This is a genomic window from Methylobacterium sp. J-067 (genome assembly GCF_022829465.1).
Classification (GTDB): domain Bacteria; phylum Pseudomonadota; class Alphaproteobacteria; order Rhizobiales; family Beijerinckiaceae; genus Methylobacterium; species Methylobacterium litchii.
This window is the reverse complement of sequence record NZ_JAKSXZ010000108.1, coordinates 150,102-165,383: the sequence shown is the minus strand read 5'-3', so window position 1 is coordinate 165,383 and position 15,282 is coordinate 150,102. Positions and strand designations below refer to the sequence as shown.

At 68.9% G+C, this 15,282-nt stretch carries 12 protein-coding genes; 8 read left to right on the top strand and 4 right to left on the bottom strand.

The features are described 5' to 3' along the window. The first annotated feature begins 177 nt into the window (after positions 1 to 177). Positions 178 to 1,866 (top strand): MFS transporter, encoded by a 1,689-nt coding sequence (locus MKK52_RS14725; protein ID WP_409564671.1) that lies wholly within the window; start codon positions 178 to 180, stop codon positions 1,864 to 1,866. Positions 1,867 to 1,924: 58 nt separating this feature from the next. Here MKK52_RS14725 and purH read toward each other — a convergent pair whose 3' ends face one another. From purH to MKK52_RS14710, 3 genes are all read right to left on the bottom strand, one after another. After that, a complete protein-coding gene (gene purH, locus MKK52_RS14720) occupies positions 1,925 to 3,523 on the bottom strand; it encodes a bifunctional phosphoribosylaminoimidazolecarboxamide formyltransferase/IMP cyclohydrolase (RefSeq protein ID WP_243954993.1) in 1,599 nt (532 codons plus the stop codon). Between the two features lie 97 nt (positions 3,524 to 3,620). Further along, positions 3,621 to 5,375, bottom strand: coding sequence for a heparinase II/III family protein (locus tag MKK52_RS14715; protein ID WP_409564670.1), 1,755 nt, complete (start codon positions 5,373 to 5,375; stop codon positions 3,621 to 3,623). A 124-nt stretch (positions 5,376 to 5,499) separates the two neighbouring features. Further along, entirely contained in the window at positions 5,500 to 6,396 is an 897-nt protein-coding gene (locus tag MKK52_RS14710) for a metal ABC transporter solute-binding protein, Zn/Mn family (RefSeq protein ID WP_243954989.1), read from the bottom strand. A 147-nt stretch (positions 6,397 to 6,543) separates the two neighbouring features. On the opposite strand from MKK52_RS14710, the gene MKK52_RS14705 reads away from it, so the two are divergent. From MKK52_RS14705 to MKK52_RS14675, 7 genes are all read left to right on the top strand, one after another. Further along, a complete protein-coding gene (locus MKK52_RS14705) occupies positions 6,544 to 7,065 on the top strand; it encodes a Spy/CpxP family protein refolding chaperone (RefSeq protein ID WP_243954987.1) in 522 nt (173 codons plus the stop codon). A gap of 104 nt (positions 7,066 to 7,169) precedes the next feature. After that, positions 7,170 to 8,963, top strand: coding sequence for an ABC transporter ATP-binding protein (locus tag MKK52_RS14700; RefSeq protein ID WP_243954985.1), 1,794 nt, complete (start codon positions 7,170 to 7,172; stop codon positions 8,961 to 8,963). A 125-nt stretch (positions 8,964 to 9,088) separates the two neighbouring features. After that, complete coding sequence (locus MKK52_RS14695) at positions 9,089 to 10,177, top strand: branched-chain amino acid aminotransferase (RefSeq protein ID WP_409564669.1); 1,089 nt, start codon at positions 9,089 to 9,091, stop codon at positions 10,175 to 10,177. A 188-nt stretch (positions 10,178 to 10,365) separates the two neighbouring features. Beyond that, entirely contained in the window at positions 10,366 to 11,151 is a 786-nt protein-coding gene (locus MKK52_RS14690; RefSeq protein ID WP_243954983.1) for a hypothetical protein, read from the top strand. A gap of 73 nt (positions 11,152 to 11,224) precedes the next feature. Further along, the gene (locus MKK52_RS14685) at positions 11,225 to 11,878 is read left to right on the top strand and encodes an ABC transporter ATP-binding protein (RefSeq protein WP_243954981.1); all 654 of its coding nucleotides are present in this window, start codon (positions 11,225 to 11,227) and stop codon (positions 11,876 to 11,878) included. Positions 11,879 to 12,017: 139 nt separating this feature from the next. Next, positions 12,018 to 13,259: a capsule biosynthesis protein gene (locus MKK52_RS14680; RefSeq protein ID WP_243954979.1), complete on the top strand. Its 1,242-nt coding sequence runs from the start codon at positions 12,018 to 12,020 to the stop codon at positions 13,257 to 13,259. 125 nt (positions 13,260 to 13,384) lie between these two features. Beyond that, complete coding sequence (locus MKK52_RS14675; RefSeq protein WP_243954977.1) at positions 13,385 to 14,632, top strand: hypothetical protein; 1,248 nt, start codon at positions 13,385 to 13,387, stop codon at positions 14,630 to 14,632. Here MKK52_RS14675 and MKK52_RS14670 read toward each other — a convergent pair. Continuing rightward, positions 14,629 to 15,261: a hypothetical protein gene (locus MKK52_RS14670; protein ID WP_243954975.1), complete on the bottom strand. Its 633-nt coding sequence runs from the start codon at positions 15,259 to 15,261 to the stop codon at positions 14,629 to 14,631. The genes MKK52_RS14675 and MKK52_RS14670 overlap by 4 nt on opposite strands. Between the last annotated feature and the right edge of the window lie 21 nt (positions 15,262 to 15,282).

Genomic DNA, 15,282 nt, shown 5'->3' with positions numbered 1-15,282 from the left:
TGATAGTTGGGATTCACGAATGCTTTATCTGTTGGGCCCGCCGCGCACGTGATGTAACGCATGGGTGATCTGCGAAAAACGCAGACCGCGCCGCAAAGGCGTCGTCATTCACCTGGGAGGGCACGACAGATGGCAATGGCAGCCGCGTTACCGCGGGCCGGAGAGACCGTAAGGCCGATGACGGCGGGCGAGAAGAAGGTCATCCTGGCCTCGTCGCTCGGCACCGTCTTCGAATGGTACGACTTCTTCCTCTACGGCTCCCTCGCAACCGTGATCGGAGCGCAGTTCTTCTCGGCCTATCCGGAAGCCACGCGCAACATCTTCGCCCTTCTCGCCTTCGCCGCCGGCTTCATCGTGCGCCCCTTCGGCGCCCTGGTGTTCGGACGCCTCGGCGACCTCGTGGGCCGCAAGCACACGTTCCTCGTCACCATCCTCATCATGGGCATCTCGACCTTCGCGGTCGGCCTGCTGCCCTCCTACAACACGATGAACGCCTACGGGATCGGCTGGGTCGCGCCCGTGTCGCTGCTCGTCCTGCGGATGCTCCAGGGTCTGGCGCTCGGCGGTGAGTACGGCGGCGCGGCGGTCTACGTTGCCGAGCACGCGCCCGTCGGCCGGCGGGGCTTCTACACCTCGTTCATCCAGGCGACCGCGACGCTGGGCCTGCTGCTCTCGCTGATCATCATCCTGTCGACGCAGGGCTATGTGAACAGCGCGTTTGCGGCCACCACGATCACCAACGCCGACGGCACCACGAGCACGCTCACCGCCTTCCAGGTGTGGGGCTGGCGCATCCCGTTCCTCGTGTCGGTGGCGCTGCTCGCGGTCTCGGTCTGGATCCGCCTTCAGATGAGCGAGAGCCCGGCCTTCAAGAAGATGAAGGAAGAGGGCACCCATTCGAAGGCGCCGCTCTCGGAGGCCTTCGGCCAGTGGAAGAACGCCAAGTGGGCACTGCTGGCGCTGCTCGGCCTCACCGCCGGCCAGGCGGTGGTCTGGTACACCGGCCAGTTCTACGCGCTGTTCTTCCTGCAGAGCATCCTGAAGGTCGATCAGTTCACCGCCAACGTGATGGTGGCGTGGTCGCTGCTCGCGGTGACGGGCGGGTTCCTCGTCTTCGGCGCGCTCTCGGACAAGGTCGGCCGCAAGCCGATCATCCTCGGTGGCTGCCTCCTCGCGGCCCTTACCTACTTCCCGCTGTTCAACATGCTGACAGCCAGCGCCAACCCGGCGCTGCACGCGGCCCAGACGGACGTGCCGGTGGTGGTGAAGACCCACACCGCCGATTGCTCGTTCCAGTTCAACCCGGTCGGCACGGCCAAGTTCACGAAGGAGTGCGACGTCGCCAAGGCGCTGCTCGCCCGCTCGGCCGTGAACTACACGACCGAGAACCAGTCGGCCGGGACGCCGACCGTCGTCACCGTCAAGGGGAAGGACTTCCCCGTGGCTGATCCGGCCTTCGCCAAGTCGGTGTCGGCGGCGCTCACCGTGGCGGGCTACCCCTCGGCCACGGCGAACCCGACCGTGATCAAGGCCGCGCATCCGCTCGACATCTTCACGAGCCAGAAGCTCGCGGTGATCGGGATCCTGTTCATCCTCGCGGTCTACGTGACGATGGTCTACGGCCCGATCGCCGCCGCGCTGGTGGAGCTGTTCCCGAGCCGGATCCGCTACACCTCGATGTCGCTGCCCTACCACATCGGCAACGGCTGGTTCGGCGGTCTCCTGCCCGCCACCGCCTTCGCGATGGTGGCCCAGACCGGCGACATCTACTACGGCCTCTGGTACCCGATCGTGATCGCGCTCTTCACCTTCGTGGTGGGCCTGATCTTCATCCCCGAGACCAAGGACCGGGATCTCCTGGCCTGATCGCCGGACTTGAGATCGACCCCCTCGCCCAGCCCCACGGTGCGAGGGAGTCTTCGTTTCAGTGCCGGAAGTGGCGGTGCCCGGTGAAGACCATCGCCAGCCCCGCCTCGTCGGCGGCGGCGATCACTTCGTTGTCGCGCATGGAGCCGCCCGGCTGGATCACCGCCGTGGCCCCGGCCTCGGCGGCGGCGAGCAGGCCGTCCGCGAAGGGGAAGAACGCGTCGGAGGCGACCACCGCCCCCTTGGCGAGGCTCTCGGCGAGGCCGAGCCGGTCGGCGCCCTCGCGGGCCTTCCAGGCGGCGATGCGCGAGGAATCGACCCGCGACATCTGCCCGGCGCCGACGCCCACCGTTGCGCCGTCCTTCACGTAGACGATGGCGTTCGACTTCACGTGCTTGGCGACGCGGTAGGCGAAGCGCATGTCGGAGGCCTCGGCCTCGGTCGGCGCCCGCTTGGTGACGACCTGGAACGGCATCTCATCGACCACCACCGCGTCGCGGCCCTGGACGAGCAGGCCGCCCGAGAGCGTCCGCACCGTGACACCGGGGGCGCGCGGGTCGGGAAGGCCGCCGGCGAGGAGCAGGCGCAGGTTCTTCTTGCCCGCGAGGATGGCGATGGCCTCCTCGCTCGCCCCGGGGGCGATGATGACCTCGGTGAAGATCTCCACGATCTTGCGCGCGGCCTCGGCGTCGAGGGTCCGGTTCAGGGCGACGATGCCGCCGAAGGCCGAGACCGGATCGCAGGCGAGCGCCCGCTCGTAGGCTTCGAGCAGGCTCCCGCCCTCGGCCACGCCGCAGGGGTTGGCGTGCTTGATGATCGCCACCGCCGCCGTGCGGGCCGAGTCGAACTCCGCGACGCATTCGTAGGCGGCGTCCGTGTCGTTGAAATTGTTGAAGGACAACTCCTTGCCCTGAAGCTGCCGGGCGGTCGCCACGCCCGCGCGCGGGATGCCGGGCGAGCGGTAGAAGGCGGCGCTCTGGTGCGGGTTCTCGCCGTAGCGCAGCCCCTGGGCGAGGCTGCCGCCGAAGGCGCGGAAGGGCTGCGGCTCGTCCACCTCGAACCGCGTCGTCATCCAGTTGGCGATGGCCGCGTCGTAGGAGGCGGTGCGGGCATAGGCCTTCTGCGCCAGCTTGCGGCGTAGGGCGAAGCCGAGCGTGCCGTCGCCGGCCTCCAGGGCGTCGAGGACCGTGCCGTAATCCGAGACGTCGGTCACAACCGCCACGTCGGCGTGGTTCTTGGCCGCCGCGCGGATCATCGCCGGGCCGCCGATGTCGATGTTCTCGATGCAATCCTCTTCGGGCTTGTCGGCCGCGATCGTCGCCTCGAACGGGTAGAGGTTCACCACGAGGAGGTCGATGGCGCCGATCCCGTGCGCGGCCAGCGCCGCCTGATGCTCCGGGTTGTCGCGGATCGCGAGCAGGCCGCCATGGACCGCCGGGTGCAGGGTCTTCACCCGCCCATCCATCATCTCCGGGAAGCCGGTGAGGTCCGCCACCTCCGTGACCGGGATACCAGCCTCCTTTAGCGCCTTGAAGGTCCCGCCCGTCGAGACCAGCGCGATGCCGCGCGTGTCGAGGGCGCGGGCGAAGTCGACGAGGCCGGCCTTGTCGGAAACGGACAGGAGCGCGCGGGACACCCGCACGTGATCGTGGGTCATGGGTCGTGCCGAAGTAATTGTATGTCGCGGTGCGCTACCATGGAACCGCCGCGCGCGGCCAGCCTCGGCGGATGACCCTCCCCCGCCGCTGAAACCCTCAGCGGGTGCCATCCGCGAGGCGGGCGAAGGTCCAGCGCACCTCGGCCGCGTCGGTGACGGCGAGGTAGAGTACGATCTGGTCGGTGCGACGCGGCCCGCTGAGGCCGGCGAAGTAGACGCTCTCCTCGATGCGCACTTCGGCGCCCTCGGCATCGAACAGCCAGACCTCGCCGAGCGCGGAGGCGAGCTCGATCCCGCCGGGCACATGGCGCACGGCGATGGCGGGATGGATGTGGAAGCGCACCGCCACGGAGAGCCCGCGCGTGCGCCCCGGCAGGCGGGAGGTCGCGCCCTTGCCCTGGCGCATGAAGGCATCGTGCCCTTCGAGGCGCCCCTCCTCTGACAGGAGGTGCCAGCGCCGTTCGTGAACAAGCCCGAATTCCTGCAGGTAGCCGTCGTGCCGGGCGGCGAGGACGATGCCGTCCGCCTGCTCGTCGCGCTCGGCGGCGACAGCCAGCGGCCCGCGCAGCACCACGGGGCCCATCCGGCGGCTGATCCAGGCGCTCATGCGCCGCTCCCACCACCAGCCCGATTTCACCACGAAGCGGCAGGAGGAGGCATCCGACACCGTCGCGGTGGAATGCGCCGCCGTCGAGCGCGCGAGGAGGCGCATGTCCGGCCCGCTCGCCGGCAGGCCGCAATTCACGACGATCCGCTGCGGCCCGCTCGACATCTCGAAGGACAGGCAGCCCGCCCCGGCGCTCACTGAGTAGGGCAGCGGCGCGCAGGCCCCGACATCGGCGGTGAGGACGACGCGCCCGCCCTCCATCCGTTCGTAGCCGGAATTGGGGGCGTGCATCATCGGCCGCCCGAACGTGTCGTCGTAAACGAGGAGCGTCGCGAGGTGGTCCGCGTCGGTGGCGCCCATGCCGTTGAAGTGGCTGAGCGAGGCATCCGGGTGGCGCAGCAGCCGCAGCAGCGGCAGCATTCGGTCGATGGCGCGCAGCAAAGCGGCCGGCGGCTCGACGGAGCGGCTGAGGAAGGCCTGCCGCAGGGGCAGGAGATCGAGCAGCAACTCCATGCCGAAGCGCGGATTGCGCGAGCGGTGGCCGCCATCGGCCAGGATCTGCCGTTCCAGTTCGCGCGAGAGCACCCGCGTCGCCCGGCGCAGGATCGACTGGATCCCCTCGCAGCACAGGCCGGCGTAGCAGAGCGCCACCGCCGCGTTCAGCCGCGCGGCCGGCATCACGCCCTTGCGCAGGTCGCGCTCCAACTGCTGCGCGTTGCGGCCGATGGCCCGCAGGAAGCTGTCGTAGAAGCCGTGATCGGCCCCTTCCAGCACCAGGGGCGACTGGCACAGGAACGAGATCAACCGCCGCGCGGCGACGGGCGTCTGCCGTGCCAGGACCGGATCGCCCCGGCCGGCGATGAAATCGGAGACGAAGCTGCGGGCGTTGGCGCGGGCCAGCGCCGTGTCCGCCGCGCGCAGGTGGCGCAGCCAGCCAAAGCCGTAGAGCTCGTCCGCCCATTCCGGCGAGGGCGGCGCGTAATCGAAGGGCGAGCCGCCGCCGGCCGCGAGGGAGCGGCCCGCGAAGACGAAGAGCCCGGCATAGATGTCGTCGGCGAAGGTCGCGTCGGAGGTACGCAGATCCTGCGGCGCGATCACCAGGGCGCCGACGCGGACACGCGCGAGGATTGCGGGCGGCGCACTGACGCGCGCGGCGGCGGCCCGCGCGGTGCGCGCGACCTCCCGCCCGACCAGCCGGTACAATCGCCAGCGGTCAGGCCCCCAGCCATCAGGCCCCCAAGCCACGCGTTCTCCCATGACTTCAGGCCCGGGAGACCTCACGGTCGAGGTTCGGCCGGCACCCTCCCTCCTCAAGGTAGGGCGGGCCTCTTAACCATTGGTTTACGCTGTGTCAGCCCACCCGGCTTCCTCAGCGCGGCGCTAGGGCGGTCTCGAAGGCCTTCACGTTCGCGGCGATCATCGCGAGATAGGTCGGCGCCGGGCCGTCCGGCGGGGAGAGCGCGTCCGAATAGACCTCGCCGCCGATCCGGGCGCCGCTCTCGCGGGCGATGCGCTCCATCTGGCGCGGGTCGGTCACGGTTTCGAGGAACACCGCCGGCACCTTCTCCTTGCGGATCTGGGTGATGATCTTGGCCACGTCGCGCGGGCTCGCCTCGCTCTCCGTGGAGAGGCCCTGCGGCGCCAGGATCGTCAGCCCATATGCCGAGCCGAAATAGCCGAACGCATCGTGCGTGGTGATGAGCCGGCGGTTCTGCGGCGGGATCCGCTCGAGGGCGGCGCGCACGTCCCGGTCGAGGGCGTCGAGCTTGGCCTCGTATGCCGTCGCGGCGGCGGCATAGTCGGCGGCATGGGCCGGATCGACCTTCGCCAGCCCTTCGCGGATGTTAGCGACGTAGATCTTCACGTTCGCGACACTCTGCCAGGCATGGGGATCGATGTCGTCGTGCCCGTGGCCGGCATGGGCGTGCGGATCGGCCTCCGCGATGGTTGGGACGCCCCGGCTCGCGATGACGATGGGGGCCTTCGTGCCGGAGGCGCGGATCAGCCGCTCGATCCAGCCTTCGAGGCCGAGCCCGTTCACGAAGACGATGTCCGCCTTCGCGAGCGTCCGCGCATCCCCCGGCGCGGGGTTGAAGGTATGGACGTCCGAGCCCGGCCCGACCAAGGTCGTCACCTCGACGTGGCGCCCGCCGACCTGCCGCACGAGGTCTCCGAGAATCGAGAAGGTCGCCACCGCGCGCACGGGCCCGTCCTCCGCGAAGGCCGAGCACCCCGACCCCAGAACGAGGGCGATCACAGCCGCCATCCGCACCAATCCACGCACCGCGAGTCTCCCTGCCATCGCGGCCTGATAATGTAACACTATTACATACACAAGGTGGATACATCGCCGGCGCCTGATGGCGGTCGGACGCGCGTTTCGGCGCCTGTCCCGAACCACGAGGAGATCACGATGTCCCGTCGCACCACCGCCCTGCTCGCCACCGGCCTCGTCGGCTTCGGGCTCGCGGGGGCCGCCTGGGCGCATGACCGGCATCACGGCGGAATGCATGGCCGCTGGAGCGCCCTGACGCCGGAAGACCGCGCCGCCTTCGCCGATGCTCGGATCGCCGCGATCCATGCCGGCCTCAAGCTGACGCCCGATCAGGAAAAGCTCTGGCCGCCGGTCGAGGCCGCGATGCACGACATGGCCAAGATGCGCCAGCAGCGCCGGGCCGCGATGGAGAACGGACCGCGCTTCGCCGACGATGCGCCCGCCGCCCTGCGGGCCATGGCCGACATGGCCTCCGCGCGGGCCGACGCCCTGCGCAAGCTCGCCGATGCGACGCAGCCGCTCTACGCGAGCCTCGATCAGGACCAGAAGCGCCGCGCGCTGATCCTGTCGCGTCCGATGGGGCCGATGGGCGGGCCGGGCTGGCGCCATCACCACCATGATCGCGACGACGAGCACGGGCCGGAGGGCGACGGTCGCTGAGTCGGCTTTCTGCCGGAATGACTTGATCCGCAGCGGCGGGGGCGTCACACCGCCTCCGCCGCCCCGCTTCCCGGGCCGGCGACGAGGTTCGAACCGGACTTTCCATGGCACGCCTGCCCGGCGACACGGCCCCCCTGCTCGCCCGGCTGTGGCGGGAATGGCTTTCCCCCCACCGCGCGGTCCTCGCCATTGTCCTGGTGCTGATCGCCGTAGTCGGCGCCTCGACGGGGCTCTACCCGGCGCTCATCAAGGCAGCCTTCGACGCGTTCGACCGCAAGGACGCCTCGGCCATCGCGTACGGGCCGGTCATCGTGGTGCTCGTCACGTCTCTGCGCGGCTTCGCCCTCTACGGACAGACAGTACTGACCAACAAGGTCGTCACCCGCGTTGAGGCCGACATGCAGGCCGCCCTCTACGGGCACCTCATCGAGGCCGACCTCGCCCAGCTTGGGCGGGAAAGCCCCGCCGCGCTCACCCAGCGCTTCACCACCGATTTCGCCTTCATCAAGGAGGCGCTGACCCGCATCTCGACGGTGCTCCTGCGCGACATCGCCATGCTGGTCGGGCTCGTGGCCGCCCTTCTCTGGATGGACCCGATCCTGACCCTGGTCGCGGGCGTCACCGTGCCCTTCGTCGCCGGGCCCATCGGCAAGATCGGCAAGAAGCTGCGGAAGGTCTCCACCTCGACGCAGGAGCAGATGGGCGCCACCGCGAGCCTCATCTCCGAGAGCCTGCAGGGCGCCCGCGTCGCCAAGACCTTCGCCATGGAGGGCTACCTGAAGGGCCGCGCGGCCGAATCCCTCGATGAGGTCCGCCGCCTGAAGATGAAGGCGGCCAACGCGCGGGGACGGCTCGATCCGCTCCTCGAAATCGGCGGCGGCCTCGCGGTGGCGGTGGTGCTGGTCCTCGTCGGCCAGCGGGTGCTGAACGGCGACCGCACGGTCGGTGATTTCACCGGCTACGTCGCCGCGCTGCTGCTCGCCGCCCAGCCGGCGCGGGCGCTCGGCAACCTTAACGCCATCCTGCAGGAGGCGGCGGCGGCGCTGCGGCGCTACTTCGACCTGATGGACGAGGCGCCCACGATCCGCGAGGCGCCGGGCGCGGTGCCGCTCAGGGTCGGCGCGGGCGAGATCCGCTTCGAGGCGGTGCGCTTCCGCTACCGCGCCGACGCGCCGGCCCTGGAAGGCATCGACCTCACCGCCCCGGCGGGCGGCGTGACGGCCCTCGTCGGCCGTTCCGGTTCGGGCAAGTCGAGCCTGCTGAATCTCGTGCCCCGGCTTTACGACGTCGATGCCGGCCGCGTGCTGATCGACGGGCAGGACGTGCGCAGCGTCACCCTCTCCTCCCTGCGGGCGGCGGTGGCCGTCGTCTCGCAGGAGGTCGTGCTGTTCGACGACACCATCGCCGCCAACATCGGCTTCGGACGCCCCGGCGCCTCGCAGGCTGAGATCGAGGCGGCGGCCGAGGCGGCGGCGGCGCACGGCTTCGTCTCCGCTTTGCCGGGGGGCTACGCGTTTCGCGTCGGCTCCGGCGGCGGGCGGCTCTCCGGCGGCGAGCGCCAGCGCATCGCGCTCGCCCGCGCCTTCCTGAAGGACGCGCCGATCCTCCTCCTCGACGAGGCGACCTCCGCCCTCGATTCGGAGTCGGAGCGCCTCGTGCAGGAGGCGCTGGCCCGGCTGATGCGCGGGCGCACCGTCCTCGTCATCGCCCACCGCCTCTCCACCGTGCGCGATGCGGGGCTGATCGCGGTGATGGAGGCCGGACGCGTCATCGAGACCGGCCGGCACGACGACCTCGTGGTGCATGGCGGCGCCTATGCCCGCCTGCGCCGCCTGCAACTCAGCGACGACCCGATGGTGCCGGAGGACAGTGGCGTCCCGGCGCAGACCACGCCATAAGGCATCGGATGCGCTCCCCGCCGCTGCGGACGCCCGTCCCACGCGGGGAGCGCGCCGGAACATGGGTCCGGAGCCGCGCCGTCCCGCCGTGAGGAAGGCGCGGGTCCGACCGAGAGGACCTGACCGTGAGCGACCTGACGTTCGAGATCGAGACCAACCCGGCCCCCCGCTCGGCCGAGGACCGCGCCGCCCTGATGGCCAATCCGGGCTTCGGCAAGGTGTTCACCGACCACATGGCCATCGCCCGCTACAGTGCGGGGCGTGGCTGGCACGATGCGCGGATCACCGCGCGGGCCCCCATTCCCCTCGATCCGGCGGCGGCGGTCCTGCACTACGCCCAGGAGATCTTCGAGGGCCTGAAGGCCTACCGCACCGCCGATGGCGGCGCCGCCCTGTTCCGGCCGGAGGCGAACGCCCAGCGCTTCCGCCGCTCGGCCGAGCGCATGGCGATGGTGCCCTTTCCCGAGGAGGCGTTCATCGACGCGCAGCGCAAGCTCGTGGAGATCGACCGCACCTGGATCCCCGACACGGCGGACGGCAGCCTGTACCTGCGCCCGTTCATGATCGCCAACGAGGTGTTCCTCGGCGTGAAGCCGGCGACGGAATACCTCTTCATCACCATCGCTTCGGCGGTCGGCTCCTACTTCAAGGACCCGAACGGCACCGTCACCGTGTGGCTCTCCGAGCATTACACCCGCGCCGCCCCCGGCGGCACGGGCGCGGCCAAGTGCGGCGGCAATTACGCGTCGAGCCTCGCCGCCCAGGCCGAGGCGGCGAGCAAGGGCTGCGAGCAGGTGGTGTTCCTCGACGCAGCCGAGCGCCGCTACGTCGAGGAACTCGGCGGCATGAACGTGTTCTTCGTCTTCGAGGACGGCACGCTGCTGACCCCGCCGCTGTCCGACAGCATCCTGCCCGGAATCACGCGCGACTCGATCATCACCCTCGCCCGCGAGGCGGGGCTGACCGTGCGCGAGGAACTCTACGCCATCGACCAATGGCGCGAGGACGTGCGCTCCGGTCGCCAGACCGAGGCCTTCGCCTGCGGCACGGCGGCGGTGATCACGCCCATCGGCCGCGTGCGCGGCCGGGAGGACGACTTCACCATCGGCAACGCCGTCGCCGGCCCTGTGGCGCGCCGCCTGCGCAGCCTGCTGGTCGACATCCAGCGGGGCAACACCAACGACTCGCACGGCTGGTTCCAGAAGGTCTTCTAGGACCGCCCCCCGCCGGCGGCCCATGATGGTCGCCGGCGAAGCACAACCGCCGATTGCGGTCGCCGAACTACAGTATTCAGAATTGTATTTACGCCGAGAACGGCGAAAACACTTTTGATCGGCTCCGCGAAGCGGTACAGCGAGGGTATGGGCCCCTCTCGACCGCATTGCCACTCGGAGACGTACTCATGCTGCTGCCGGATACGGCGCTGCGCTCGATGAAAGTGATGTTCGCGACGCCCTGTTACATCTCGGCGGTGTCGATGAACTACGTCACAAGCATCTACGCCCTCGCCTATTCATGCTCGCAGATGGGCATGACGACGCAACTGGCGATGCGCAGCGAGAGCCTGATCACCCGCGCCCGGAACCGAATGGTGCGGGACTTCCTGGCCGACGAATCGCTGACCCACCTGTTCTGGATCGATTCCGACATCGCCTTCACGCCGCAGGCGGTCTACCGCATCCTGCTGGCCGACCGGGACATCTGCTCCGGCGTCTATCCGCTGAAGATCGATTACTGGCCGCAGGACGGCCTGCCGGCCGGCATGACCTACCCGGAATTCCAGCGGCGCTACACGCAATACGCCTTCAACCCCGTGGGCCAGGGCCGGGAACCGCTCCCACCCTATACGGACGGTGACGGGTTCATCGAAGTCGCGGAGGCCACGACCGGCTTCATGGCGATCAAGCGCGACGTCTTCAAGAAGATGATGCGGCATTACCCGGAGCTGCAATACGTCCCGGACGGGCGGGAGAAGGACCCCCTCGCCCACCTCTACTGGCTGTTCTTCGATTGCATGGTCGACCCCGATTCGGGCCGCTACCTGTCGGAGGATTACGCGTTCTGCCGGCGCTGGCGCGACATGGGCGGCAAGGTCTACGCCGACCTGCACTCGAAGCTGGATCACCTCGGCCAACACACCTACCAGGGCGATTTCCGCGCGAGCCTCATCGCGCAGGGCCACCTCTAAGATCCTGCGGCATCCTCAGATTCGCCTCTTTCCTCCGGCAGGGCTCGCCCGCATCGGCACGGAGGCCCTCTCGTTGATCCGCTTCGAGAACGTCACGAAGGTCTACAAGACGGACGGCCATCGCCGCACCATCCTAGAGCAGGCGTCCTTCACCCTGAAGCCGGGCATTTCCTACGGCATCCTGGGCATCAACGGCGCCGGCAAATCCACCACGATGCGGCTCATCGCGGGTACGGAGGAGCCGACCCGGGGGGTGGTGAAGCGCGGCCTGCGGGTCTCCTGGCCGCTCGGCTTCGGCGGCGGCTTCCACCCGATGATGACCGGTCGCGACAACGTCAAGTTCATCGCCCGCATCTACGGCGAGGATCCGAAGCGCGTGCTCGACTTCGTTGAGGATTTCTCCGAACTCGGCAGCTACCTCGACGTGCCGATCCGAACCTATTCCTCGGGCATGAACGCCCGGCTCGCCTTCGGGATGAGCATGGCGATCCCGTTCGATTGCTACCTGATCGACGAGGTCACGTCGGTGGGTGACGGGCGCTTCGCCCGACGCTGCGAGGAGGTGTTCTCGCAGCGGCGCAAGCACGCCGACGTCATCATGATCTCCCACTCGATGGAGGTCATCCGGGGCTGGTGCACGCAGGGCATCGTGCTCCTCAACGGCCGCGCCATCGTCTACGAAGACGTGAACGACGCGATCGAGGTCTATCACCGCCTCAACGCCTAAGGCCCGGCGCTGCGCTGCGCTGCGCTGCGCTGCGCCGACATGCTTTTGCCGTGAGGTCCTGGCAAGGCAGATCGCTGCAGGGGTCGATGGCCGGCCATCGTGTCGGCGCCGGACGTTCGGACAGATCGGGAATCACTCGATGAACATGGAGATCGGCAAGCCCGAGGGCAGGCCGCTCACGCCGGCCGACCGGCAGCAGCAGATCGCGGAATCGCTCCGGCAATTCGCGCGGATGTCGCGCTTCGCCGACCGCCGCAAGGGCATCCGGTCGTACCAGAGCCACGTCAAGAGCGACCCCTGGGTGCCGGTCCTGTTCGTGATCTGCTTCGTGCTGCCCGCCCTCGCGGGTGCGATCTATTACGGGCTGATCGCGTCTGACCGTTACGTCACCGAGGCGCGCTTCGCCATCCGCCCCGCCATCGGCAGCGCCGAGAAGGCGACGCCGGATTCGGTCGGCACCAATGCCGGCGTGCCGCAGCAGATGATCGCGCAGGATACGCTGATCACCTACAGCTACATTCTCAGCCGGCCGATGGTTGAGACCATCGAGAAGCAATTGCCGGTGCGTGAATGGTTCAGCCGCGACAGCATCGACTTCCTGTCGCGGTTCGATGCCGACAAGCCGATCGAGAAGTTCATCAAATACTGGAAGCAGCGGGTCGAGGTGGATGTGGAATCCTCCTCCGGCATCATGAGCCTGTGGGTCGAGGCGTTCGACCCCGACGAGTCCCTGGCCATCTCCAAGGCCGTCCTCAAGGAGGCGGAGCGGATGGTCAACGAACTCAGCATGACCGCCCGCAACGACGCCCTCGCGGAGAGCGATCGCGAGTTGAAGCTCGCCGACGAGCGCTTGCGGAAGGTGAGCCTCGCCGTGCGCGACCTGCGCAACCGCGAAGGCGTCCTCGACGCGCAGAAGAGCAACGAGGCCAACCTCAAGGTCATCTCGGAGTTGCGGGCGAACCGCATCAACCTCGCGGTGCAGCTCGCCATCGGCCAGCGCGACCTCGGGCCGGAATCCCGCCGGATCATGGACCTCAAGCAGCAGATCCGCGACATCGACGAGAACGTCGCGCGGATCGAGAAGGCCTCGGCGACCCAGGATCCGGAACAGAAGCGCGTCCTGTCCGAGGCGCTGACCCGGTTCGAGGCCCTGGAAAACGAGCGCAAGAACGCGACGAAGTACTACGAGCTGGTGCTGGCCGCCCACGAGCGCGCCCGCATCGTGGCCGCGCGGCAGATCGAGTTCTTCAGCCCCATCGTCCAGCCGGTCAGAGCGGAATCCTCCACCCAGCCCCGGCGTCTGCTGATGACCAGCCTCATCGCGGCGGGGGCGGCGCTCCTGTTCGCCGCGGCCCTGTTCGTCCGCAAGCTGATGGAATGAACGACCCCCGAGCGGCTTGAAGGAGGAATAGACCCGGATTACACTGCGCCGAGCGCGCCAATACAGTACAAGTTGTTGCTTTCACAGCTTACAACTTAGCAGCGCATCCGGCACGGTGAATTGGAATGAATCCCGGCGAACACGCTGTCTGCGTCGCGATCAACGACAACGACCGGGCGTGGTACGAGATGCTGGTCCCCTTCATCCTCTCGCTGCGGCAGGGGGATTACCGGGGCCACATCGCGGTGATCGGCTTCGGCCTGTCCCAGCGGAAGATCGACATCTTGCGCGGCCAGCACGTCAACGTGGTGCTGGCCGAGGAGCCCTCCTTGCCGGTGGGGCGCTATCTCGAAGTCGCGCGGATCTGCGATCTCAATCCCGGCTTGAGCAAGATCGCCCTCTACGACGCCGACATCTGGTTTCCGAGCGAGACGTTCGACCTGTTCTCACTGGTCGAGGGCCACGACATCCATGTCTGCAAGGACGCCTATCTCTGCGATTTCGTCACCGACCCGCTGATCGGCCCGCTCAGGCAGGTTCACACGCAGATGGTGCGGGACGAGGTGGTGCATCTCTACGGCAGCGCCCTGCAAGCCGGGCTCATCGCCGGCACCGCGCAGGCGTGGCGGGATTTCGCGGCCCATGTCCGCGATTGCCAGAGCCGCGTCGGCACCGATTTCCGCGTGACCTACGGCCTGGACACGACCTTCCTGCACCTGTGGGGCGCGAAGGAGCGTGTGAAGCTCCTGCCGGAAACGCAGAACTTCGTCACCAAGTTCGGCGTGAAGGAAGGGCGGGACGCCCATTGCCGGGTCGTGCTGTCCTCGGCCTCGGGCCCGATCCGGGGCCTGCACATGACGACGGACATACGATACCTAAATAGCTGGCGTTTTCACAATATTCGTGACGGCCACGCCCTGCGGGCCGGGCAGCCCTTCGCCCTGACGGAGTCGCTGGTCGCGCCGTTGAAGGCCATGCCGGCGCAGGTCGAAGGCGCCGCGACGGCGATGGGGTTCGAAATCCTGTCCATTGACGGCGAGGAGGGCGCGCATTGGCACGCGTTCCGTGACGGCGACGGCTTCAGCATTGTCGGCGCGGGCAATCACGAAATCCGGTTTCGGACCACCCGGCGGTTCGAATCGCTGGCCCTCACCGTCATGTACCTCTCCGGCCATCCGGCGCCGATCCGGGCGCGGATCGTGATTGCGGGCCAAGAAATCGTGATCACCAGAGATCTAAGCAGATCCGTTTGGCTCACGGCGCCGCACGGGACGGAGGTGTTCCTACAATCGGAAAGCCTGCCCGGGCAGAACTGCAAGATCATCTGGATCCTGTCCGAGCGCCACGCCCTCCTGCAGGTAGCGCCCACCTAGGGCCGGTTGCCGCCGAAGACCTGATGCGGCGCCTTCTCGGCCTCGTCCCCTGCCGTGCCGCCGGTCCAGCCCTCGGCGCGCCAGCCTTCCGCCCGCTCGTCGAGGTCGATCGAGCCCGCTTCCTTAAGCGCCGCGATCACCTGATCTGCCCGGCCCGCTTCGCTGCGCACCGTCACGAGGGTGCCGCCCCGGCGAACGCCCTCCGCATAGGCCGCCGCCTCGGTCTCGTTCATGCCGGCGCCCGTGAGCCCTCCGACGAGACCGCCCGCCGCGGCGCCGATCCCCGCGCCGGTCAGGGCCGAGACGAGCCAGCCGGCGGCCACCACCGGCCCGACGCCCGGAACGGCGAGCATCCCGAGCCCGGCGAGCAGCCCCGCGCCGCCGCCGAGAAGGGTGCCCACGGTCGCGCCGGTCCCGGCCGTTCCGGCATTCCCCGTCCCGGCGGCGTTGGCCTCGGCCTCGCCGGCCACCGGGGCGGTGCCGGGCGCGGAGACGTCGGGCGCATCGGGGGAATGGCTCGCGACGATGGCGATGTCGGCATGGGGGATGCCGAGGGCTTCGAGGCGCTCCACGGCGGCCTGCGCATCCGCGTAGCGTTCGAACAGGGCGGTGACGGCGCGGTCCGGCATAAAGCCTCCTTCGATCCTGCC